At 40.2% G+C, this 23498-nt stretch carries 20 protein-coding genes and 2 pseudogenes; 18 read left to right on the forward strand and 4 right to left on the reverse strand.

All coding sequences use genetic code 11. The features are described 5' to 3' along the window. Window positions 1–669: 669 nt before the first annotated feature. The 4 genes from MKY99_RS07070 to sigK (MKY99_RS07085) all read left to right on the forward strand — a co-directional run bounded on the left by MKY99_RS07070 (window position 670) and on the right by sigK (MKY99_RS07085) (window position 4559). Window positions 670–1290: a TetR/AcrR family transcriptional regulator gene (locus tag MKY99_RS07070; RefSeq protein WP_339269549.1), complete on the forward strand. Its 621-nt coding sequence runs from the start codon at window positions 670–672 to the stop codon at window positions 1288–1290. A 60-nt stretch (window positions 1291–1350) separates the two neighbouring features. Beyond that, on the forward strand, window positions 1351–3324 hold the full coding sequence (locus tag MKY99_RS07075; RefSeq protein WP_339269551.1) for an alpha/beta fold hydrolase: 1974 nt from the start codon (window positions 1351–1353) through the stop codon (window positions 3322–3324). 370 nt (window positions 3325–3694) lie between these two features. Further along, window positions 3695–3934, forward strand: a complete 240-nt coding sequence (locus tag MKY99_RS07080; protein WP_339269553.1) for a hypothetical protein — start codon at window positions 3695–3697, stop codon at window positions 3932–3934. Between the two features lie 73 nt (window positions 3935–4007). Next, complete coding sequence (sigK, locus tag MKY99_RS07085; RefSeq protein WP_339271529.1) at window positions 4008–4559, forward strand: RNA polymerase sporulation sigma factor SigK; 552 nt, start codon at window positions 4008–4010, stop codon at window positions 4557–4559. A gap of 219 nt (window positions 4560–4778) precedes the next feature. Here the strand turns inward: sigK (MKY99_RS07085) and MKY99_RS07090 are convergent, their stop codons facing one another. Beyond that, on the reverse strand, window positions 4779–7931 hold the full coding sequence (locus tag MKY99_RS07090) for an amidase family protein (protein WP_339269555.1): 3153 nt from the start codon (window positions 7929–7931) through the stop codon (window positions 4779–4781). Window positions 7932–8250: 319 nt separating this feature from the next. On the opposite strand from MKY99_RS07090, the gene MKY99_RS07095 reads away from it, so the two are divergent. Both MKY99_RS07095 and MKY99_RS07100 read left to right on the forward strand, forming a co-directional pair. Next, window positions 8251–8397: a hypothetical protein gene (locus MKY99_RS07095; protein WP_339269557.1), complete on the forward strand. Its 147-nt coding sequence runs from the start codon at window positions 8251–8253 to the stop codon at window positions 8395–8397. Window positions 8398–8718: 321 nt separating this feature from the next. Then, window positions 8719–8979: pseudogene (locus MKY99_RS07100) on the forward strand (sigma factor); the annotation flags it as partial. Between the two features lie 38 nt (window positions 8980–9017). Here MKY99_RS07100 and MKY99_RS07105 read toward each other — a convergent pair. Beyond that, on the reverse strand, window positions 9018–9305 hold the full coding sequence (locus MKY99_RS07105) for a hypothetical protein (protein ID WP_339269559.1): 288 nt from the start codon (window positions 9303–9305) through the stop codon (window positions 9018–9020). Between the two features lie 198 nt (window positions 9306–9503). Continuing rightward, window positions 9504–10409, reverse strand: coding sequence for an AraC family transcriptional regulator (locus MKY99_RS07110; protein ID WP_339269561.1), 906 nt, complete (start codon window positions 10407–10409; stop codon window positions 9504–9506). Window positions 10410–10628: 219 nt separating this feature from the next. On the opposite strand from MKY99_RS07110, the gene MKY99_RS07115 reads away from it, so the two are divergent. The 11 genes and pseudogenes from MKY99_RS07115 (at window position 10629) to MKY99_RS07165 (ending at window position 21759) form a co-directional block, all read left to right on the forward strand. Further along, on the forward strand, window positions 10629–11567 hold the full coding sequence (locus MKY99_RS07115; RefSeq protein WP_339269562.1) for an ROK family protein: 939 nt from the start codon (window positions 10629–10631) through the stop codon (window positions 11565–11567). A gap of 4 nt (window positions 11568–11571) precedes the next feature. After that, window positions 11572–13320 (forward strand): class I mannose-6-phosphate isomerase, encoded by a 1749-nt coding sequence (locus tag MKY99_RS07120; RefSeq protein ID WP_339269564.1) that lies wholly within the window; start codon window positions 11572–11574, stop codon window positions 13318–13320. Between the two features lie 334 nt (window positions 13321–13654). Beyond that, the gene (locus MKY99_RS07125) at window positions 13655–15688 is read left to right on the forward strand and encodes a DUF5054 domain-containing protein (protein ID WP_339269566.1); all 2034 of its coding nucleotides are present in this window, start codon (window positions 13655–13657) and stop codon (window positions 15686–15688) included. A gap of 325 nt (window positions 15689–16013) precedes the next feature. Then, complete coding sequence (locus MKY99_RS07130; RefSeq protein ID WP_339269568.1) at window positions 16014–16289, forward strand: hypothetical protein; 276 nt, start codon at window positions 16014–16016, stop codon at window positions 16287–16289. Between the two features lie 367 nt (window positions 16290–16656). After that, complete coding sequence (locus MKY99_RS07135) at window positions 16657–17028, forward strand: hypothetical protein (protein ID WP_076300643.1); 372 nt, start codon at window positions 16657–16659, stop codon at window positions 17026–17028. An 87-nt stretch (window positions 17029–17115) separates the two neighbouring features. Beyond that, window positions 17116–17457, forward strand: a complete 342-nt coding sequence (locus MKY99_RS07140) for a hypothetical protein (RefSeq protein ID WP_076284375.1) — start codon at window positions 17116–17118, stop codon at window positions 17455–17457. An 89-nt stretch (window positions 17458–17546) separates the two neighbouring features. Further along, window positions 17547–17933 carry a hypothetical protein gene (locus tag MKY99_RS07145; RefSeq protein ID WP_076284374.1) on the forward strand — a complete coding sequence of 129 codons (387 nt, stop codon included), beginning with the start codon at window positions 17547–17549 and terminating at the stop codon, window positions 17931–17933. A gap of 377 nt (window positions 17934–18310) precedes the next feature. After that, complete coding sequence (sigK, locus tag MKY99_RS07150; RefSeq protein ID WP_339271531.1) at window positions 18311–18832, forward strand: RNA polymerase sporulation sigma factor SigK; 522 nt, start codon at window positions 18311–18313, stop codon at window positions 18830–18832. 832 nt (window positions 18833–19664) lie between these two features. Next, window positions 19665–20648: a Gfo/Idh/MocA family oxidoreductase gene (locus tag MKY99_RS07155; protein WP_339271533.1), complete on the forward strand. Its 984-nt coding sequence runs from the start codon at window positions 19665–19667 to the stop codon at window positions 20646–20648. A gap of 9 nt (window positions 20649–20657) precedes the next feature. Then, window positions 20658–20983, forward strand: a pseudogene (locus MKY99_RS07160) (TIM barrel protein); the annotation flags it as partial. 143 nt (window positions 20984–21126) lie between these two features. Next, window positions 21127–21759: a carbohydrate-binding family 9-like protein gene (locus MKY99_RS07165; protein WP_339269572.1), complete on the forward strand. Its 633-nt coding sequence runs from the start codon at window positions 21127–21129 to the stop codon at window positions 21757–21759. A 753-nt stretch (window positions 21760–22512) separates the two neighbouring features. Here the strand turns inward: MKY99_RS07165 and MKY99_RS07170 are convergent. Then, complete coding sequence (locus MKY99_RS07170) at window positions 22513–22716, reverse strand: hypothetical protein (RefSeq protein WP_076284369.1); 204 nt, start codon at window positions 22714–22716, stop codon at window positions 22513–22515. Window positions 22717–22834: 118 nt separating this feature from the next. On the opposite strand from MKY99_RS07170, the gene MKY99_RS07175 reads away from it, so the two are divergent. Next, window positions 22835–23473 carry a hypothetical protein gene (locus MKY99_RS07175; protein WP_339269574.1) on the forward strand — a complete coding sequence of 213 codons (639 nt, stop codon included), beginning with the start codon at window positions 22835–22837 and terminating at the stop codon, window positions 23471–23473. The last annotated feature ends 25 nt before the right edge of the window (window positions 23474–23498 follow it).

Below are 23498 nucleotides of genomic sequence, written 5' to 3' on the forward strand. Positions count from 1 at the left end.
TCAGAAAATTAACTTTGTAACTGCTGAGGGTTGTTTTATGACATACAAAGAAATATATGATCTCCATATTCAATTGTTACATGTATATGAGAACAATGAAAAGCATCAAGGTCCATATCAGAAGCAACTTAATTATTTTAAGAGGCAGTTTTTTATAGCTGAAGATATAGTTCAACGAATTTTTGTTCTAAATCAGTTAATAAAAATTCATGAAAAAAGTAGAGAAATAAAGATAAATTGGTGTTCAGAAGAATACTTTAAATGATGACAAGATTTAATATATGTTTTGAATGTAGGAATAAGCTTCTAAATAGATAACTCTAAAATGATCGCTAGCAAAAAAAAGAGTAGTAATAATTGTCGCAAGACTTATTTCTACAAGAGTTGAAATGATGTAGTAATAATATGGATATGATGAAAATATATTTTTGAGTCACTAACACGCCCTAGTCGCTTTTGATTAAAGAGGATGAATCTGCCGATCAGATCCAATAACCTCGTGAATATCTCTGGAATGTGGATAACCCGAAGCGGTTTAATAATTCCATGACGTATTTAACACAGCGTTAATACTATATGCGGACAAGTAGGAGGGAGTTGAGGTGAGAGAGGATCTTTTGATTAACAAAAAACTTGTTTTTATTTGATTAGTACTATATAGTTCTATCTATGACAAATAAAAAATTGAACAATGGATCTGCTAAATCTAAGAGTTCCAATCCGGTTAACCGGACCAAGGCAGTTGAAGTGGCTGCACAGTTATTTCTGCGTCAGGGGTACAGCTACGTTAGTATGGATGAGGTAGTACGGGTTAGCGGAGTATCCAAGTCGAATATTTATTACCATTTTAAAAACAAGGAGGAATTACTTCAGGCTGTGGTGCAGTACTGGATCGCCCAGTATGAATCAAATCTTTACCTGCTGCTCAGTCAGCGTGAACGAGAGGTAACTGAACGCATCTATTCGTTTATGGCGTTACTGTCTGCAGGCATAGAGGGTCGGGATTATGAAGGAAGTTGTCCGTTTATTACACTGTATATGCAGACACCAGCCAGTGCACCGGAAGTAAAAGAAAGCATATCCCGTTTCTTTCGTGAGTTGCAGCCGATGATGGAGAAATTGTTCCAACAGGGGCTGGATGGCGGGGAGTTTCGTAAAGGAATCGAGCCGGGGCCAGCAGCAGCATTATTTATTGCGGCAATGGAAGGTTCCCTTGTGCTTGCGGAGACCGCGCGTGATACAGGAATTATTGAACAATCAGCACGTACTTTTTGTCAGATGCTTCGGTAAACGAAGCTCTTTTTTTGAATATTATTAGTACTTTATAGTACTAAAAGGGGCGAATACACAATGAATGTTCATACTACTCGTGAAACAAATACGGAGCACACTAGGGACATAAAGCAGGTTATTAACAAGAGGGCAATTGAACCAGTAATCATTTTCATGACAGGCAGTACAGGCTTTATCGGTAAGGAAACAGTAAAACAACTCGCGGCTGGGGACACAAAATTGTTGTTGCTTGTTCGCTCCGAACCAAGAGCCAGAGTTGTGCTGCAAGCTTACGGAGTGAAGAACTTCGACCGAATTACATTTATCCACGGCGATTTGTCCAAACCAGGTCTCGGCCTTGTATTGACTGATCGGCAGCTTGTTCTCGAAGCAGACGTCATCATTCATGCTGGCGGCACGATGGATGTTACTCTGGAGCGTAAAGAAGCAGAACAAATTTTTATGAACGGCGCGAAGGAAGTGGCGGAACTGGCTGGCGAGATCCATCGTACACGCGGACTGAGACACTTTATCCATATTGTTGGATTTATGAGCCCGTATGGACAACGGAACGAAAAAGGGGAGCACATTCAGGTCAACAAACTAGAAAATCATGAAAGTGCATATGAAGAAATGAAATTTCACGCTGATCTGTATATCCGTGAACATGCAGAGGCGAATCAGTATCCGTTGTCTGTTGTCAATCCAAGTACAGTCGTGGGACCGCGACCCACGGGTGAAACCGAGCAAACGGGTGGTATCGGACTGCTCATTCAGGCGATTCAGAAACGATTCATGCCTGTTGTACCGGGAGGTTCATCGTATTGGTTGCCGCTTGTGGAGAATGATGTGGTTGCAAAGACCCTTGTCTTTTTATCCAAAGAAACAGCTCCAGTGGGAGGAACGTATCCACTTTTGGCGCGCAAAGAAGATAGTCCTAGCATGAAGGAATTACTGCATCTTCTGTCACAGCAAATGGATGTTCCAAAGCCCAAATGGGCTGTACCACTGACATGGGTTCAATGGGCGATGAAATCAGGCGGTACGCGGATCAGCGGTGTTCCAGCAGAATCGGTTTCTTTTATTACCAACAGAACATTTCCGGTGGAAGAGACGGAGGCTCTGTTCACACGTATGGGACAATCCTGGCCTGATATCAGGGAACAGCTTCCATTTGTGACAGCCGACTTGGATTATCGTCTCCGTCATGCATCATCTGGGACTTATCCAGCCGGTTGTACTCGATCACGGATCGGAAATTTGGCTGCACTTGGTTGGGATGGTGAAGGAGAGTCGTGGATCATCGTACATGGTTTGCTTAGTTGTGCCGATGAGATGTTACCTTTGGGAGAACGGATTCGGGAACTGACAGGAAACCCGGTATGGCTTGTCGATCTGGCCGGATTCGGTCGGTCACCTGTTCATCAGAAGAGTGAAGCGTTTGAAGGCCAGGTGCATGAACTACTCACCGCACTTCGCGAGTTGGAAGGCCCGATGAAGCTGATCGGTCACTCTGTTGGGGGCGCAATTGCAGCTACGGCGGCAATCAGGAGCGGACGCACCGATATTCAGCTTGGTTTATTGCAGCCCGCAGGTCATAATTCTAACCAGAAAGCTCTGCGTATGGCTTCCCGTATGCCAAGAGGTTTCGTGCGTACCCTTCTGGCCGGGCGATCCGAAGCTGGCTGGAATCGCATGCTTCAATCAAACCGTGACACGGATCACCGTGTAATTAGAAGATTTGCAGAAAAGGTGAGGTCCAGTATGCAATCTCCACGCATTGCGGGTGCGCATACCGATTTGTTACGCTGGATTCATACCGGGAAGGTCAAAGGAGTCCAAGACAAGTTATCGATGGGGACGTGGAGTAAAGCTGATCAGGCGAAGAGCACAGTAGTGGTCTGGGGCAAGGAAGATGAGGATTACCACTATCCTGAGGAAATCGATCCACAGGTTAAATGCGTAGATGTACCCTATGGTCATTATTTTCCGGTATTTCAGCCCCATGATACGGCTGCGATTCTTGTAGAGTGGTTCAATACCAAGAGATGAGACGAGTCCAGTTCTCTACGGTGCAGGAATCCCGCGAATACTGTCGAAAGGGTCAAGTTCGATTAGGGTGTGTCTTAGAACTCCTAAAGGAGCAGATTTTGCCGAATTTAGTTCCAAGCCAGAAACTTTTTCGCAGGCGTACCGGGGTACGTCAAGAGAAAGTGACGCAGCAGGGGGACGAAAAGGCGGTGAAAGATGCCCTGAGTTTTTCTCTGTAGTTAAGGGACTTTTTCGTTGTAATATTACAGATGAGGTTAAAAGAAATGTTGATAATTGGCTTATGACATACGAGAGTGCAAATACCAAACCTCACTTTTATACAGTATTATTAAGATCAATCGGCTAAGAATATTAGTTTTTAGGAGGTAACATGGCTACTATTAAAATATGGGGAAAGGAACTGGTTTGTAACTGTTGTAGTCAATCAGACTGGGATCACTCCCAAATTAGAGTAACTATTTGTGATATTAGTAAGGGAGAAGAAAATTCAATACAATCAAGATATCTATTTAGTTGTACAACTTGCGGAATGGAGGTAATGTTTGGAAAAATATATGATTGGGAAGATAGTAGTAGAAATATTGTAATTGAAGAAGAAAATTCAAGATAGTTAAGTGAAAGGCCACATAGGAGCGTAAGAACTCCACGTGGCTATTTAATTGTTTGCTTGCCCAGAGACATGCATAATTCTGTCCATTTCTAGTATTACATCGTATCGTGTCCACAACGTCAAAAAATTCGATAATACTGAGGAAGACATGGAGGATCTCATCTCCATCGGCACGATCGGCCTGATTAAAGCCATCGAGAGCTATCGCCCGAACAAAGGCACAAAGCTAGCCACTTTTGCTGCCCAATGTATCGAAAACGAAATTCTGATGCATCTTAGATCGTTGAAGAAGACTCGTAAAGATGTATCTCTGCACGATCCGATTGGGACAGACAAGGAAGGTAATGAAATTACTTTGATCGATATCCTTGGCTCCGAGGCTGATGATGTCATTAAAGAGGTCGATCTTAAGATTGAGAAGAGCAAGATATATCGCAACCTTGATATTCTGGATGACCGGGAGAAGGAAGTTGTGGTGGGTCGTTTTGGATTGGATACAGGCGGGGAAGAGCGAACGCAGCGGGAAATTGCCAAGGAGCTTGGGATTTCGCGGAGTTATGTTTCGCGGATTGAGAAGAGGGCACTCATGAAGCTGTATCATGAGTTTTATAAGGCGAAGCGGTAAGACTGATGACAATTACACAGTAATAATCCATTAATAATAAAACTTGAAAAGCGACTTGTCTACGGATGAGTCGTTTTTTGTATGGATAGGGTTCGCCCTACTTATGATACGGTTCATCGCACTATCTGTAACGGCAAGTTATAAGGCCATCCCTTTCGGGATGGCCCTTCCTGTAAACGTGGTTACTCCAGTACTCTGTCATTTTTAATTGAATTTCTTTTAATTAATAGTTCCTAGTAATCTGGAAACAATTGCTGCAAACTCTGCTCTAGTAATGTCTTTTTCAGGCTTAAATGTACTGTCTGCGTATCCTGTAATAATATTATTGGATGCGAGTGCATCAATGGAATCATAATACCATGCATTTCTTGTAACATCTTTGAATGATGTGTTTCCAGTACCTGTTAGCTTAAAAGCTCGAGTGATTAGTGCCGCTAATTCACCACGACTAATCTTCTCATCTGGACGGAATCTTCCGTCACTATATCCGTTCATCAAGCCTGATCCAGCAGCTGCACCAATAAACTTATTCGCCCAATGAGTTGGAGATACATCTATAAAGTTACTTTCTTGTCCTTCAAGTCCCATGTAAGTTGCAATTACTTTAATTGCTTCGGCACGAGTCAAACCTGAATTTGGACGGAATGTTCCATCGGAATAACCGGTCAATAATCCCTTAGCAATTAGTGCGTCAATGCTTGCTTTTGCCCAATGATTCATTGTATCTACAAAACTAACAACTTTCGGCTTATCTGCTGGTGTTATTGTTTCTGCAGGTGCCGTTGTTTCTATAGGCGTTGTTACTGCTGGAGGTGTACCTCCTCCAGTATTTGGATTGGTTGGTCCATTATCTGTGTTTGGATTAGGATTAGTAGAGTTTGAAACATATTGAAGTGCTGGAGCAAATGTTGTAAGTAGTCTAGCTTGACTTTGTTGCTCAAGAGCGTAGCCCATGCCTAAAATTTTTGCATCGTCCCATGCTCTACCAACCAGTTGCATAGAAATAGAATATCCGCTGTCATTCGTTCCTACAGGAACAACTACCGTAGGGAGACCCACATTAGAGGTTAATACGCCCGTGTTACGGTCAGAACTTAATTGAGAAGCTGATGCGTCATTGTTATATACGTCACTAATAAAACCTGCATAAACAACAGCATCAACGCTATTCGCGTCCATCCAGTTTTTAATAACTTCCTTATAGTCGGTTCTATACTTAATGTAATCTTGTACAGCTTGTTCAGTCATACGAGTTGGAGTACTATATCCTCTTTGATTATAGATAAGCACCTTATCTGAAGCTAGTACACTTGCTCCATCAATATAAGGGAAGTCCTTATGAAGCTCAATATAACGTGCCCAACCTTCAGTAGATCCATTAATACCTGAAGGACGACTAGGGCCTGATGGTACAGCTGACATTTCAACCATTGTCGCCCCCGCTGCTTGAAGCTCTGAGAACTTATCCATCACTGCCCGTCCAGTATCATCATCAGCATATGCAGATACAAAGGATGCAGGAATATATCCAATTTTCTTTCCTTTCAATGCATTAGCATCCAGAGATTCCTTCCAATCCACTGGACGTTTATGATCTGCATCAGCAGTGACTGTGAAAATATCTTGTGGGTCCGTACCCGTTGTAGTATTCAATATAATAGCTAGGTCAGTTACTGTTTTAGCAATGGGACCTGCATAATCTTGTCCCCAAGTGAGTGGAAGTACTCCTGTAGTACTTGCCATACCGTCTGTACCCCGGAAGCTTTTTAAGCTAGCGCCTGTAGTTGGTGCATAGAGAGATACCCCTGTTTGCGATCCCATTGCTGCTGCTGCAAAATCAGCTGCAACAGATACTGCAGACCCGCCGCTTGAGCCAAAAGATGTTTTTGATGGATAGAGTGCATTCCATGTTTGCTGCCAGCCGCTCTCACTAAAGCTTCCGCTGTTAGCAAACTCAGAAGTATTTACTTTACCAATAATTACAGCTCCAGCTTCCCGCAGCTTTTTCACTTGGAATGCATCGGAATCAGGCTGCCAGCCTTCAAGAGCTTTACTGCCACCTGTAGTAGGCATATCCTTTGTGTCATAAATATCTTTTATCGCAATTGGAATACCCAATAAATCACCTTTTACACCTTGTGCACGGGCATCGTCAGCAGCTTTTGCTTGGTTAAGCGCAGTTTCAGATACATGCAGGAATGCATGGAATCCCAATTGTCCCTCATCGTATACCTTAATTCTATCTAAATAGGCTTGAGTAATTTGTACAGAAGTAGTTTTACCATTAATCATATCCTTCTGCATTTCTGCAATTGATTTATTCTTAACATCATACGGCGATGAAGTTATTAATTCTTTGGCCGCAGGAGCATTTGGAATATCCAGATGATCTCCAGTATCAAGTCCCTCTATAGCAGATATATCCCAGTTGCTAATTGAACGAATTTGTGCGTTTGTTAATCCTGTTACATCCAGCAGACTATTAAGTCCATCTAGCATAGCAACCAGATTTTTCAACCCTTCTTCACCAGCTTCTCCAACTTGTACATAATTTACTAGGGACTTCGATTCGCCCGGCCCAATATTTAGTGAATTAATGAACCCATAGAAATTCGCTTCATTTCCATACTCAGCTAAGGGTACTGTGAATGGATCCTGTTGCTGATTCCCTAGACCTGTTAATCCATTATCAAACGGTTTTGGTGATCCCACTGCAACGCCTAGTGGCTTATTGTTTCTGGCACTGCTATCAACAACAATCCATGAATCATCTGTTGTTACCTTTAGATCGCCTGAGTAGGTTGCCTTAACTACTGAAGCATTTGTTGTTGTACCATATCCTAAAGAGCCACCGAATGATACATCAACTTTTATAGCGACATCATTTTTATTAGTGAATGTATCAAAGAATCTCGTTCGATTATGAATAGTATCCACATACACCTCACGTGTTACAGTTACATTTCCTAGATTTACAGATTGAGCCGAAGTAAACTTATTAACGCCATCGTATTTCAAGTCAAACCCACGCATCATTTGACCATTCATCAGTGGAGCTGAAGGCGAGGACACTTTAACAAAGATATTGCCGAAACCTTGTACTTGTGTAGCACCAACTGTACGTAAACTTCCTGTGTCTAAGCTAGGAGCAAAAACATCGTGAATCTCCCATACTGTGCCACTTTCTGAAGTAACTCTAGTTAAAGCATCAGCTGTTTGGAACGGAATTACACTCGTAGCAATAACAGATAACACAATTGAAGTAGCTATAAATTGCTTTTTACTCCAATTTTTTTTTTCTGGTGAATATTCAGATCGGGTGGAACCAGAATGATCTCTTTTAGTTTCACGTAGACGTTTGAACTTATTCATGTGCGTAATCTCCTTTTCCTTTATGTATTTTATTATTTAATGTTAGGAAATATAACACTAGTATTTGTTCTAGTCAATAAATATTATGAATTTAATATATTTTGAGTTTATAAAAAGGAGAAAAAGGCTTTTTTAATTATTACGTGTAATGTATATGTAAAATATTTTGTTAAATAGATAACGTTATATGGTAGGTTTTAGGGGCCGTAGGATATTGAGTATCATCATCCGGCTGCATCATCAAAAACCTTGAATTTCACGAAATCAAAAAGAAGAGGAACAGCTAATAATTAACGGAGAATATTATGTTTTTCATTTCATGAAAGTGGAAGAATTCTATATGGGAGAATGGCATGAAGCAGAATCGCTGATGATTCCAGATGCACTAGCCCGCAAGATCAATAATGGGCATCCTGAAAAGAGTAAATTATCTGCTGGGAAAGAAGCCATAAGAATAGCCAGGTAGTATATCTGGAATAAGTGGGATTTCATTGTGGAAACCACTTTAGCGGGTGGTAACGTTATAAGGCAGATGAGGGATACAAAGGAATAAGGCTTTGAAATTATTGTGTTTTATGTGGGACTAGCAGATGTTCGGCTAAATATTGAATGTATTGCTCTACGTGTGAAAAACGGTGGCTATCATATTGAAACCGAGGATATTGTTAGACGCAATTTAACAAGTATGAATAATCTCACTTAGAGTTGATTGATCAATTAATTGTTATTGATAATAGTAAAGCTGTAATTGGTTTATTTTTTTTTTACATCACATCGTGTCCATAACCTCAAAAAATTCGATAATACTGGGGAAGATATGGAGGATCTGATCTCCATCGGCACCATCGGCCTGATTAAAGCTATCGAAAGTTATCGCCCGAACAAAGGGACAATGCTAGCCACTTTTGCTGCCCGTTGTATCGAAAACGAAATTCTGATGCACCTGCGTTCGCTCAAGAAAACACGTAAAGATGTATTTCTGCACGATCCGATTGGAACGGACAAAGAGGGTAACGAAATCACGCTCATAGATATCCTTGGCTCCGAAATTATTTTTAGGTCTACCATAGTTTCGTGTAAGTAAACTCATTCCAAATGAAGCGAACGATTCAATATTTCTGAAGGTGACTCCCATGTTCGTGCTTCCAAGTTGCCCCTACTGCGGGAAAAATGCGCTAAATCCATAACTACGGCAACCGGATTAAGCAGACCCATCGCAGGATGATTCTCATAATAAGCAAGTAATTCTTTCGATGTCCTGCCTAGAATGATGTACAGCAAAGAGTCACCACGCAAATCATGCAACCCCGTATTGCAGGTATGACCTTCAAGGATAGCAAAATCATCAATTCCTAACACCCCTCCAAGTTTCACTCGTTCCTCATGATAACATCGGTTTTTTTTGAGTGTCTACTTGAAGGGCACACTACCACTTGTCGATTTTTTTATAAGATTAATATATAAAACAAGTCGAATACGTATATCCCCAAAGTACTTTGATTTGCTGGTTGAAAACAAAAAAACGCTATTCAGATTCTTGATCAGTTTATAGAAGCGCTCTGTAAATAAGTCTCAGTTTTCTGGTACTAATAGCGTTTGTTGGTTGAGCTTTCTCTTGAACTCCCCAGGTGGCATTCCCATTTCTGCTGAAAAAACAGTGGTAAAATAGTGAACTGTTTTAAAACCTGACATTTCTGAAATTTCTTTGAGGGTAAGGTCGGTATCTGAGAGGAGGATGCTGGCTTTTCTCATTCTCTCTCTTTTAATATAATTTGAAAACGATTGGCCTAATTCATCCTGGAAAATACGTGATAAGTGTCTTTCTGAAATGTGAATAAAATCCGCTACATCGCTCATTTTCAATGATTGAGATAGGTTGTCATGGATGTATAGCTTCGCTTGATATACTAAGGACGAATAAATACGAATTTCTTTATTCTTTTTGTATTTAATTTGTTGTTCATTAAATAAACCAACAATACTTGAATAGAAAGAAGAACATAAGCCTTGAAAGCAGTCGTTGAACAATAGGTGAAAATCACAGGCCATAACGAGGATCGAAGTCCATAGTTTTACAACGGGAGATTGGCTAGCATTATTAATAATGAATTTTTTCGTTTTTTCTAGATTAGTGAAAAGTTCTATTAATTTCTTTGTTGATTTTGTTTTTATAATTTCAAATCCAACAAAAATAATTTCCAATCCAGTTTCGCTTAAAATTTGGTGTTTAACGAAGGGGCGGGAAAGGAAAAGGGACCCACTCGTTATATGAAATGAATGTCCATCATCCATATACTCACCTTCACCGTTGACAATATAACACAGTTCAAAATAAGAATGTTGATGTGGCTTGTTATTGTAATGATCGGGTTGAGCACCCCAATAGTGAATTAGAATGGAAACATCACTTCCGTTGACTTGAATAGATTCCTGATTAAGAGCAATTGAACCATCTATAAACAAATCAGTCCATTCCATGGCTGTCTTCCCCTTTCAAAATAATGATGAACCACATTAATGTTCCCGCTTTGATAGTAGCATATTTCTCCACGAGTGTATCACGAATGTCTCGATTTTATAAAAATATGACTGGTTTCTCAAAAGATTAAGGAGAGAACAAGATTTATACTAAAATTAAATATTGAATGATCCAATATAAAAAGGGTATTTTGCCAAAAAGGGATGTGAAGAGTTGTAATGAATAAATATTCGATCGCATTTGATGTCGGAGGATTGTTTATAAAATCAGCTGTTTTAAACGACGATGGGGAAATAGTTCCTAACTCGTATGCCATCTTCCCCTCGAAATCAAAAGAGACTAAAGAAGGTATCATTGAACATTTGGTGTTCATCATTAAGCAGCAAACAAATGGAATTTTGGATAAAGACTTCGAAATAACTGGAGTTGGCTATGCATTTCCAGGTCCATTTGATTATGAAAGCGGGATAAGTTACATCAAAGGTATCGATAAATTTGAAGAGATATACGAAGTGAACCTTCGTGATCTATTAATAAATCGTCTTAAACAAGAGAGTTCTTTTCATTCAAAGACAAGTAATGAGTTTCAGATTGTTTTTGATAATGATGCTAGCCTGTTTGCTTTAGGAGAATATGTATCCGGCAAGGCTGGAGGTTACAACAAATCCATCTTTTTAACGATTGGTACGGGGGCAGGATCGGCATTTATGGAAAATGGGAAATTGGTAAAAGACAGACAAGATGTACCGGAAAATGGATGGATCTATAATCAACCATTTAAGCAATCCATAGTCGATGACTATATTTCTAAAAGAGGTATCTTAAAACTGGCGAATGAATTAGGCCTTAGTACATCAGACAACGAAGTGGAAACATTAGCCGCTATGGGCAAAAATGAAGACCAGAGGGCAAAGATGGCATTCCGAATGTTTGGAGAATATATAGGAAAAGCTTTAAATCCATATATAAAAAGTTTTAAACCAGATGCGATCATTCTTGGTGGTCAAATTACAAAAAGTAAAGATTTGTTTATGAATGGGGTTTATGAAACGCTTGAGAACAAAACGGTAAACATTGAATGTTCTGAAGAAACCTCACTGAGTACATTTAAAGGTGTAGCAAATCTATTAAAGCAATCTATTAGAAGGAAGGAATAAAATAATGGCTAATTTTAATATGTACCCAGAGATACTAGTATCCAATTCAAATGATCATGCTTGGCAAGATTACGGAAACATTAAGAATGAGCTTAATCGGGCAATAAAAAAACTAGGAAAGCAAAAGACTATCGTTACCGTCGATTGTTATCCTGGCGTAAGAATGGAAGAACTAAAAACTAATCTTGTTTCAGTAATGGAACCTGCCTATACAATTTTTGCAGATGATTTATATTATTCTAGCGATAAAGTAACGGATATGATTAAATTTCATCTAACAACGGATAGAGTATTTGGGAAGATATCGCTTCATAATTTTGGGGATTTTTTAGATGATGAACGTTTGGAAGAGGCTAGAAGTGCTATTAGTAACATTGATAGCGGTTTAATCATTATTTATGGTTCTGGTGCTACTCTTGTATGTGATCCTGATATTCTCATATATGCTGATTTGGCAAGGTGGGAAATCCAAAAAAGATATAGTAATAATGAAATTTCAAATTGGAGAGCAGACAACCATAATGAGGATGCGGTTAGAAAGATTAAAAGAGGCTATTTCTTTGAATGGCCAGTTGCGGACAGACATAAAAGGAAGTTGTTTGAAAAAATAGATTATCTATTAGATACGAACTGCAGCAATGAACCAAAGCTGGTAGAGGGGGCAACCTACTTAGCTGGATTAAAGCAAACAGTCAGCCAGCCTTTTAGAGTGATTCCTTACTTTGCCCCTGGAGTATGGGGAGGGCAATGGATGAAAGAAAAGCTTGGTCTTGATCCGTCAGTTGAAAACTATGCTTGGAGCTTTAATGGTGTACCAGAAGAAAATAGTCTTTTTTTAAGATACGGGGACGTAAAAATTGAAGTCCCAGCTATTAATGCTGTTTTTAGACATCCAGTTGATCTTTTGGGTGAAAAGGTATATGGACGTTTTGGCGCGGAGTTCCCGATTCGATTTAACTTTTTAGATACTTTTGGGGGCGGAAATCTTAGTTTACAGGTTCATCCATTGGTTGATTATGCGCAACAAACGTTTGGGGTGCATTATACGCAAGATGAAAGTTATTACATCGTTGATGCAAAAGAAGATGCTATCGTTTATTTGGGTGTCAAGGATGATATAAATTCCAATGAAATGATTCAAGATTTAAAACAATCATATGATGAAGGCAGTAAATTTGACGACCAAAAGTATATTAATCAATTTCCAGCTAAAAAGCATGACCATTTTTTAATACCAGCAGGTACTATTCATTCGCAGGGTAAAGATTCCTTGGTATTAGAAATAAGTGCAACACCCAATTACTTCACGTTTAAATTATGGGATTGGGGACGGTTGGGGATGGATGGGATACCAAGACCTGTCCATCTTGAACACGGAATCAATTCTATTCAATGGGAAAGAGACGAGAAGTGGGTCAGTGAAAATATAATCAATTGTCTAGAACAAATGGGTGAAGGCGATGGGTGGATCGAAGAAAAGACAGGCTTACACGACAGGCAGTTTATTGAAACTAGAAGACATTGGTTCTCAGGACCAGTCATCCATAACACTGATGGGGGTGTCAATGTTCTCAATCTAATAGAGGGGGAGGAAGCTATAGTCGAAAGCCCTACAAATGCCTTTGAGCCATTTATAGTTCATTATGCTGAAACATTTATCATTCCTGCAATGGTTGGCAGCTATTCGATACGCCCTCATGGTAATAGCGTAGGAAAAAAAATGGGGACAATCAAGGCCTATGTTAGAACATAGCAGAATTTTCGATTAAAGCTGAAGTAAAAGCTGTTCGAATCATTAAAGAAAGAGCGTTTCGAGAAGGAGCATAAGCTTACCCTTGGTATTATTGCAGATTGCATACGTTTGGGTCGCATTTGATTTTAATCCACATATTTGATAGCTCATAACCCACGTCGAAGAGGACATCATTCAATGATGTCCTCAGGCTGTCGAGAAAGTCTCGACAGCCTGGGATTATTAAGAGGTTTTTTATGAGAGATCATGATTCAGAGTCCGAATTGGAATGGCCGAACCTTTGTAGAAACAAAAGTGGAGTAAAAGCCTGAAATCAATTATTTCACGACGTATTATGACTAAGAAAGGCGTGATTATAGAAATGAAAAAAATCTATGTGGTAAACAAAACTCATTTTGATATTGGTTTTACCGATTTAGCAGAAAATGTCTTGCACAAGTATTGCCATGATTACATTCAAAACGCAATCACTTTAGCTGAAGACTTAAGAAAAGAGGGCAAAGACTTTGTTTGGACAACAGGTAGCTTTATTATTGAATATTACTTCAAAAACATGGATGAAGAAGCTTGTAAAAAGCTAGACGACGCCATAAAGAAAGGTTACATTCGCTGGCACGCAATCCCGTGTACGTTTGAATCTGAAACTATGACACCTCAAACTTTACATTACATGACTTCAATCTCAAAGAAGTTAGATGCTCGTTATGGATACAAAACAACAAGCGCAAAGATGACTGACGTCCCAGGACATACTATCGGGATTGTTGATGAGTTATATCGTCAAGGAATTAAATTCCTACACATTGGTGTAAATGGCTCGAGCTCAATTCCAGAAGTTCCAGATACATTTCTATGGAAGAATGGCGAAAGTGAGATAATTGTCTCTTATTCAGACGACTATGGTGGCGTAATCGGAATTGATTGCATAGATAACAAGCTGGCGTTTATGCATACTCATGATAATAGTGGTCCAGGAACAAAAGAGAAAATTAACGTCTTTTTGTCAAAAATGGCGAATGAGTATCCAGACTATGAGCTTGAATTGACTTCAATGGATCAGTTTGCAAATGAAATTTGGGAAGTACGTGACCAACTGCCAGTTATTACAGAGGAGATTGGGGACACATGGATTCATGGAATGATGTCTGATCCGAAAATCATTCGTGATTATCGGATTTTAACTAATTACATGTTTGATAACAAAATAGAAAATGATGATGCTAATTTCTATGCGATGTTAGTTCCAGAGCATACTTGGGGAATGGATATCAAACGCTATTTCAGTGACTATATGAATTATGAAAAGAAAGACTTCCAACGAGCGCGTAGTTTAGACCAAATTACGGATCTTGATTTAACCTACGCTTATGGAATTGTTAAAGATGCAACTGTTGGCGAAATGCAATTCACTTATAATGAGTGGACTGATCGTTCGTACAAATTTTATGAGTCTTCATGGAAAGAACAACGCAAGAACGTTGATCGTGCAATAGCTTGTTTGGAGCCTAAAGATCAAAATAACATTAAAAAACTTATCGAAGTTCCATATCATATCTTTGAAAACCAAGATATTGAATGTGGTTTGGAAGAATTGATTTCGGTAAACGGGTATCAAGTTATGTTTGCTAGCGATGGTTCAATTAACCACTTAGAAAAGGATGGAACACTTTACTTTGATCAGGACAACAAACTCGGGGTTCTGAACTATACAATTGCTGGGCAAAATGACTATGATAACCTACGTTACAACTATTTGCGTGAATTACAACATAATTGGTGGGCAATTGACTTCTTAAAGCCAGGAATGGAAATTCAAAAACGAATTCAATTGAATGAAAATTTCACACCACATGTTGTGAAATTAGTTATGGAAAATGATTCGATTATTGCAACTTTAAAGTATAGCCAAAGAGCTGTGGAGGAGTATGGTGCTCCAAGAGTTGTAAAGGTTAAATATCAATTTGGAGATAAAGTTGAAATTGCACTATTATTAAAGGATAAAGATGCAATTCGTTATCCGGAAATTTATTCTTTTGACATTACACCACGTTTGAATTCGCCGTACTTAACTAAGATTCGTAAAATTGATACCGTTATTTCACCTTTTGAAGTGGTAGGTCACGGAAATAAGTTGCAACACATGATTGAAGAGTTAATTTACGATGGCAGCGATAAAAAAATCAATATTAAACCTATTGATGCCCCTCTTTTGGGAATCGGAACAAATAACAATCTAAGTTATAACAATAAATACCATCAAGACAACAATAAATTTACGTTTACACTATTGAACACAACATGGGGAACTAATTTCACGATGTGGTATGAAGAAGATATTTTTGCTCGTTTTGAGTTAGTGTTGGGATAACAATTTCCTGCGAACATAATGGGCATACGCCGATGCCTCTTCATCAAAAAAAACAGTTTATTCTCTTATCTAGACTGTTTTTTAGGTGCATTTAGACCGTTTAAGCGATATTCCTTCAAGATGTGTTTGATAAAGTATTCTCAGGCTAGGTCATCATCACGCTAACGGGACACGATAGCTCAATAATGACACAAAGGCAATCGATCAGTGGATCGGCTGCCTTTGTTCAGCTAACGGGCAGGTTAGTTTAATAGGACACGACATAAATTGTTTAACCAGACATCTTCATTTAGAATAAAAGAAGAGATAGAAGGGAGTGTCGCAAATGGAATACCTATCAATTACGATATCACTTGTGTCCTTAGTTGTATGTTTAACTGTATATAACAAAGTAAGTGCCATGGAAGCTCGTATCAAAACAATGCAGGCAAACGTTGACCAAATTGCCAAGTCTGAAGGTCTGCCCCCACATCTTGTTCAAAATGAGGTTCTCCAGCTCGTACGTAACGGCAAGGAAGTAGCAGCTGTTAAAAAAGCGAGAGAAGTGCTTGGTTTGTCACTATTAGAAGCGAAGCAATATGTGGATGCCCTAAAGGAATAGCTGCAACAATGCGTCCATTCAAATAAATAGCCCAAAAAAGACTGTCGACAAGTCCATTCGATAGTCTTTTTTATTATATATTATCAAAAATTAAACAGGAGTAGTAATATTGCTGTCGATGGTACCTTTGCGGTAATGGCTTTAAGCTAATGGGCAGGTTAGTTAAAAGGGCGTTTTATTGAAATTAACCGAAGTAAAGGAATAGTGAAATGTTTACGGTTCTTCTTGAACTAACGGGACACGATAGCTCAATAACGAAACAAAGGCAATCGATCAGTGGATCGGCTGCCTTTGTTCAGCTAACGGGCAGGATAACGCAACAAATTTACTGTTCCTACGTATAGGATATAATTGGAAAACCAACTCTATGAGAATTGTAGCCAAGGGGCAACAATTTGCAGGGGAGCGAAATGAAGTGACAATAAAAAGATCATTTGGTACTGGGTCATTTGCAATAGTTGTTCTTATTTTAGGTTTTTTATTTAATTTTAAATTTCAAAACGACTTCATGTTGAGCCATTATCTTTTTAAGTTATTCAATTGGAATATATATACGAATGAAACCGAGGGGTATCACATTCCATTTATGGCTGCTATCGTATTTTGGTTACCAGCAGTGATAATTTCGAAAAAATATCCAAATAATTTTGGAACTACTTTCTGTTATAGGGTGGGAGGAGTTATGTTGGTTCTTAGTATTACTGTGTTTGCAGTTTATTTGTTTGGGACTCTTGTATAGAAACAAGCGATGATTAAGGTTCGTCGTTTGGTTAAGCTAACGGGACACGTTAGTTCAGTGAACTAAGAAAATGAGGAGATATTTTAAATGGGACAAGGATATATTTTAGTCAATAAAAGCAAAGGAGAAATAATAAGCTTTGCCCATCTCCCAGCAAGTAAAGCAAAGGAATTAACCGGAAATCCCGTAACAGCAGCTATGACGACCTGGTACCTTTTGAGTAATATAGGCGATCAAATTAGTTTTATTGAAGAGGAAAATGTATTGGACGATTATCACGATGTAACCGATCTGCTCATTGACGATTTGATTAAAAGACAGCTTATAAAAGACGACGGGATTGAGGTGTTTGACCCAAATGAACCTGAGATATTCATTCGGCGGCTGAGGAACACGTGGATGGATTGTGAAGCTAACGAGGAACGTTAGCTCAAACACGATCGGCTACCTTTATTCAACTAACGGGCAGGATTGCGGAACAAGGGCTTAAATGAAATCTGAATAGAGGAGGTAAAAAAGTGAAAAGACCTTTAGGAGTGACTTTAATTAGTTGTTTTTACATAATTGGTGCATTAGTATTAATTTTCACAGCAATATTCTTTAATGCAGATGCAGATGGATTTGGCATAGCCTATAGGTTTGGTTTACCAAACTTTCCAGAACAAATATTTAGGGTTATATTGGCTGTTGCTTCCCTTATCCTCATCTATGGTTATATGGGTTTAAAAAAATGGGGATTTTGGTTAATGATTATTTACTCATTTGGATTCGGTTTAATAAGTTATAATCTATTATCATCGCATAATCAACAACCATTCATAGGGAATGTCAGTTGGTCAGTAATTGTATTGATTTATACGTTTTTTGTTAGAAAGTCCTTTTTCCTCACAAAAAAGGATGAATAATTCATTGAATATATTCAACTAACGGGGAACGTTAGTTGAACGACAACAGCGGCAGTCTAATACTTTATTTTCACCGAACATAAATAACACTGTGCTGGTCATTTAACAAGTTAATTATGGAAATATATATTAAATAATGCATCCAGACTTGAGTGAACACAAATTGCACTTTGCTGTTCTTTACTAAGCTATAAGATAAAAAGAAGCGTTTATATAAATGATGAATCTTACGCAGGATATTGCTAAGCTGAAGGACAAATTGTCCAAGAATATAGCACAGATGAAATTGAGAAAAAACGAATAGGAACTTAACGTATGAATGAGACAATTGCACCGATGTTTGTGTTCCTGGAAAATTGGGAACGATCGTATTTGGTATGTTTTTTACATCGTATCGTGTCCATAACCTCAAGAAATTTGATAACACCGGAGAAGACATGGAGGATCTGATCTCCATCGGCACCATTGGCTTGATCAAAGCTATTGAGAGCTATCGCCCGAACAAAGGGACAAAACTGGCCACATTTGCGGCTCGTTGTATTGAAAATGAAATCCTGATGTACCTTAGATCCTTGAAGAAAACACGGAAAGACGTATCTCTGTACGATCCAATTGGGACAGACAAGGAAGGAAATGAAATCACGCTGATCGATATCCTTGGCTCCGAGGCTGATGATGTTATTAAAGAAGTGGATTTGAAGATCGAGAAGAGCAAGATATATCGAAACCTCGATATATTGGATGACAGGGAAAAAGAAGTTGTCGTTGGTCGGTTTGGATTGAATACAGGCGGGGAAGAGAGGACACAGAGGGAGATTGCGAAAGAGCTGGGAATTTCGCGGATAGAGAAGCGGGCACTCATGAAGCTGTATCATGAGTTTTATAAGGCTAAGCGCTAGGATCTTAAATAATAACTAAAGATTCACTATAGAGTGTTTTAAAAGCGACTTGCCAACAAGGGAGTTGCTTTTTTGTTAATTTAAGTAGTTGGGCTAATTGAACATAAAAAAGCATATTCAGAAAATTAACTTTGTAACTGCTGAGGGCGGGGGGGCGAACCCGTACGGTACTCACGTACCGCAAGATTTTAAGTTCTGCGCTTCTACCTACTGCAATTCACCGTGATCCCGATCAGTTTGGTGGTCGGATCAGCCTCCTTTGCCTTCCGGTGGTAGACGCCGGAAAGTAGAACGATAGGCTGCCCAGGTAACACTGTGTAGGTTCGCTCCTCCATCGCAATGGCATACATAGAGCAGCTCGAAATCGTACAGCCTCCTTCTCGGGAACAAGCGAGGTGCGACCCTCTGGAAATGCGCGTAATGGATGGAGGGAGTTCATTCCTGGAAGGGGACTGGCTTGCGGACCAGTGTTGGAGAGGGGGCATAGCGGGACAGCTCCCTTACATAGTATTAGACGGAATAACGGAATCGTGCAAAAAGTAACTTTCTTAGCTAAATAAAACTCTCCATCATTCTTATATAATAAAGGTAACAAGGTATCATAACTAGATAAAAGTTATTCTGTAGCAATCCGGTATAATACAAATGTAAGAGAAGGATATGCATGAAGAATGGTAAGTCATCAATGCCCAAGAAGACTAGACGCAGTAGGGAGACTTCGGATTCTCCCAACAAGGAGCTTGGATTAACATAAAATAACCTCCGCGAGTGAGAAGGATAGGATGGATGCATCATGAAAAGGTACGGGGCGGTCGTGATAGGCTGCGGTTATATGGGCTCTCTCCACTTGGACGCGATATTACGACAGGAGCGGGTCCGGTTGATCGGCGTGGCGGATTGGAACCGGGACAGGGCCTCCTTAGTGGCAAGCCAATACGGAGCCGAGTGTTGGAGCACGGATTACCGGGTCTTGATCGAGCGTGACGATGTGAATCTGGTCATTATCGCCACGTACCCGTCATCCCATCTGGAGATCGCAAAAGATTGTCTCGCTGCAGGGAAGCATATCCTATGCGAGAAGCCGATGGCGGGTAATGCACGGGAAACACAGGAATTCATGAAGCTGGCCCGTGGAGCCAAAACCAAGGTCTTGATCGGTCACATCCTTCGCCATAACACCACGTACCAGGCGGTTATGAAGATGATCCGGGAGGGCGCTATCGGCTTCCCCTTGGTCATCCGGTTATCCCAATTGAAGCCCTCCAAAAATTGGGCTTCCCAATTGTCCCTGCTCCGGGACGTCTCGCCGATCGTGGATTGCGGCGTCCATTATATCGATGTGATGCGTTGGGCTACAGGGGCGGAAGTGGTAAGCGTAAACGGGATAGGGCAGCGTCTCTATGAAGAAGTCCCGCCGTACACTTACAATTACGGACTCATGACCCTCCGTCTGTCGGACGGCTCCATCGGTTACTTTGAGACGGGGTGGGGTAAGGGGCTTCCGACTGATAACCGGAAGGAATTCATCGGACCGGCAGGCCGGATCCGCATCATCTACAAGAACGATCGACCGCGAGAGGATCAGCATCTGGGAAATCTGGTTGAGGTCGAAGACCACCGGAAAGGAACGGTTCGGCAGATCAATATGGACTTCTCCGTGAAGCCTACGGGTGCCCAACTGGACTATTTCCTGTCCATGCTGGAGAACAACTTGCCCGCTATACCGACAATGGAGGATGCATGCCGGGCGATGGATATCGCTCTCCTGGCCGACCGGGCAATCCATGAAGGAATTACGTTACCTTGCGCGAAATAAGAGTGGACCAACATGGTGATGGTAACAGGGGATGACCCGGTGTATGGTATACACCTGCTGAAGGACTATATCGTCCACATCCATGTGAAGGACAGCATCCGACATCAGCCGGTCGATCCGAGGGATGTGTACGGTGCCGTCGGATACCAGCCGCTGGATCATCAACGGATTGCAGAGCTTGTAAGCTCCGGAGTCATATTCCAGGAGGTTCCGTTGGGCGAGGGGAAGGTAGATTTTGACGCCTACTTCGCCGCCTTGCAAGAGAGCGGATACGGGGGGATGCGCCCGAGAGGGATATAGAGCGGGCGGTCTCCTTCATCCGCCAATACATGTAACGGCAGACGGCCGTGCGAAATCTCGGGGATCGAAACTGCGTATTGGAAAACCGGGGAATCGCGGGTTTAAATAATCAAGTTAATTAATGGGGTTGTTTTGCTGTGTTAGCCCCAGTGGGATTCCGAACAGAAGGGAAAGAACCATGGAAAGAAAATTGGAAACCTTAGTAATTTCCCGCCTGACAAATCAGACGGATGGTTCAGATACAGAAGAAGTCCAGATCATCAAGCAGTATCAATGGCTTAAAGGGTATAACCCGGTCGTTACAGCAAGATTAAATTACAGTCAGGAGGATCTGAAGCTTCAGTTTAAGGTTTACGAAAAGAATCCAATACGAACATATAGAAACATGAATGATCCCGTGTATAAGGATAGCTGCATCGAGTTCTTTTTTCAGCCTACTCCGGATTCGGACCAGCGCTATATGAATTTCGAATTTAATGCGAATGGCGTAATTCTCTTGCAGATAGGAGCAGATCGGTATGATCGCTTCCCAATCACTATCAATCCGGCACTTTTCCACGTCCTATGCACCACGGATCAAATCAATGATAAAGGAGGAGTGTATTGGGAATTAAGCTTTTCGATCTCATGGGCTTGGGTACAATCTTATTTTTCGGATTTTCGGGCAGTACCGGGAAAAAGGATAAGAGGTAACTTTTACAAGTGCGGCGACGATACGACCTATCCGCATTTTGGAACATGGAGCAAAGTTCATTCGAACAAACCAGATTTTCATAGAAGCTGTGATTTTGGGATTCTGTACTTAGAGTAACTGCGAAATGCAGCGTCAATGAATAACTTCCGAAGCCGCATATACGGGGTTGGAGGTTTTTTAAGTGAGCGTAGTCGTGCAATTTTATCAGTACCCAATTTAATTTAGCACTTTGTAAATGAAGGTTGGGATTACGTCGATAGTAAGGGGATTGTTACATTTCTACCGATAGGTGATGATGATTTCAATTGGTTATGTGAAACTATTGGAATTCAATTGTTATGAAGAGATTCTAAAGCCGGATGCGATTTGCTTATATTTAATACGAATGAGATGGTTTTCAGTTTATTAATATATAGGAATAAAATTGTAGTTGAAAGTGATATTGATATTACCGACTTCACTTGGTATTTGGAAAAAATATTGCCTGTTTTTAAAAATTCAAGTTTGCAGGTTGAACAAATCATATGTGAACAAGTAGTATAAGCATTTAGAGTCATTAGGTTTTTACAATTTTGATAATGATGATATTGTCCCAAAAGAAGTTGGTCAGTCATGGTGTTTGATGCTGTTGTCACAGGAAGAGTTGGACTTGATAATGTTGAAAGCGGTGAGCTTAAAGTCATAAAGTAGATCTGTTAACATTAAAGTATTAAAAGGCGACTTGTCTGCGGATAAGTTGTTTTGTTTTTTTAGGAAAGGTGATTAGATAACAAAGTATCCCGGATCCTGGAATATTAAAAAACGGGATACCTCATTAGCTGTAATAATATCGGACAGTCTCTTTCCTAGAATGTTCCCTTCAAACAATGTTCAGTCCGTTGTTTCTGTATTTTTTTGTTTATCAGGAGAAATGCCGGGAGCTGTGATCTCTGGTTCGTCGCCCTGTAAAGCACCCACGATTTCTTCCAGCTTACCTGTTGCTCCCATATCGCCAGCCAGGCTTGAATCGGGTTCGGTTATGGGATCAACACCCGGGCCGCGTCCATCAAGCGGAGCTTTCTTGTCGTCCTTCATTTAATCGTCTCCTTTCTGTGTAGTCTTTGTATTTCTTTCCAATCCAAATCAAGAAAATATGATATAATGACGTCGTTATTGTAAGTTGCATTTTTAATATGAAAATAGGATGGACAATATGAGGGGATATATTCATAACGTCGATAAAAAACGATTGCTTATTATGATTATCGGCAATGTATTTCTGGGCATGGGAATTAGTATTTTCAAGCTGTCCGGCATGGGGAATGATCCCTTCAGCGGTATGGCAATGGCACTTGCAGAGAGCGTCGGTATAACATATGCGAATTTTTTGATCTTACTGAACCTGCTATTGTTTGTAATCGAATTCATAACAGGACGAAAGTTTATTGGAGTCGGGACTTTCGTAAACGCAATTCTTTTAGGATATATTGCTACTTTCTTTCATAATAATTGGCTATCTCTGTTCGGCGAACCTCAGTTGTTATGGCAGCGTGTGGTTATCGTAGCAATTGGCGTGGTGGTATGCAGTTTTGGGGTATCCCTGTATCAGACATCGAAGGTGGGAGTAGCTCCCTACGACAGCTTGTCCCTGATTATGAGAGAGAACTTCCCTAAAATATCTTATTTTTGGCACCGGATGTTTACGGATGCTCTTTGTGCTCTGATTTGTTTCCTGGCAGGAGGCATTGTAGGCTTAGGAACTTTGGTGTCAGCACTTGGTCTGGGACCCATCATTCATTTTTTTGATGTGAATTTTACGGAGAAGCTTCTGGCAAAAAGGCGTACCAATTAAAAAAAATGAATTGAAGAAAGGCGGG

The sequence above is a fragment of the Paenibacillus sp. FSL R5-0470 genome, from assembly GCF_037975205.1.
In the GTDB taxonomy this organism is placed as follows: domain Bacteria; phylum Bacillota; class Bacilli; order Paenibacillales; family Paenibacillaceae; genus Paenibacillus_AQ.

Excerpts from the sequence above, each read along its gene's own strand:
- MKY99_RS07165 (WP_339269572.1), top strand. The coding sequence starts at position 21,127 with ATGGAAAGAAAATTGGAAACCTTAGTAATTTCCCGCCTGACAAATCAG.
- MKY99_RS07175 (WP_339269574.1), top strand. The coding sequence starts at position 22,835 with ATGAGGGGATATATTCATAACGTCGATAAAAAACGATTGCTTATTATG.
- MKY99_RS07115 (WP_339269562.1), top strand. The coding sequence starts at position 10,629 with ATGAATAAATATTCGATCGCATTTGATGTCGGAGGATTGTTTATAAAA.
- MKY99_RS07080 (WP_339269553.1), top strand. The coding sequence starts at position 3,695 with ATGGCTACTATTAAAATATGGGGAAAGGAACTGGTTTGTAACTGTTGT.
- MKY99_RS07095 (WP_339269557.1), top strand. The coding sequence starts at position 8,251 with ATGAAAGTGGAAGAATTCTATATGGGAGAATGGCATGAAGCAGAATCG.
- MKY99_RS07120 (WP_339269564.1), top strand. The coding sequence starts at position 11,572 with ATGGCTAATTTTAATATGTACCCAGAGATACTAGTATCCAATTCAAAT.
- MKY99_RS07135 (WP_076300643.1), top strand. The coding sequence starts at position 16,657 with ATGAGAATTGTAGCCAAGGGGCAACAATTTGCAGGGGAGCGAAATGAA.
- MKY99_RS07070 (WP_339269549.1), top strand. The coding sequence starts at position 670 with ATGACAAATAAAAAATTGAACAATGGATCTGCTAAATCTAAGAGTTCC.
- MKY99_RS07075 (WP_339269551.1), top strand. The coding sequence starts at position 1,351 with ATGAATGTTCATACTACTCGTGAAACAAATACGGAGCACACTAGGGAC.
- MKY99_RS07125 (WP_339269566.1), top strand. The coding sequence starts at position 13,655 with ATGACTAAGAAAGGCGTGATTATAGAAATGAAAAAAATCTATGTGGTA.
- MKY99_RS07155 (WP_339271533.1), top strand. The coding sequence starts at position 19,665 with ATGGGCTCTCTCCACTTGGACGCGATATTACGACAGGAGCGGGTCCGG.
- sigK (WP_339271531.1), top strand. The coding sequence starts at position 18,311 with ATGTTTTTTACATCGTATCGTGTCCATAACCTCAAGAAATTTGATAAC.
- MKY99_RS07110 (WP_339269561.1), bottom strand. The coding sequence starts at position 10,409 with ATGGAATGGACTGATTTGTTTATAGATGGTTCAATTGCTCTTAATCAG.
- MKY99_RS07090 (WP_339269555.1), bottom strand. The coding sequence starts at position 7,931 with ATGAATAAGTTCAAACGTCTACGTGAAACTAAAAGAGATCATTCTGGT.
- MKY99_RS07140 (WP_076284375.1), top strand. The coding sequence starts at position 17,116 with ATGGGACAAGGATATATTTTAGTCAATAAAAGCAAAGGAGAAATAATA.
- MKY99_RS07170 (WP_076284369.1), bottom strand. The coding sequence starts at position 22,716 with ATGAAGGACGACAAGAAAGCTCCGCTTGATGGACGCGGCCCGGGTGTT.
- MKY99_RS07130 (WP_339269568.1), top strand. The coding sequence starts at position 16,014 with ATGGAATACCTATCAATTACGATATCACTTGTGTCCTTAGTTGTATGT.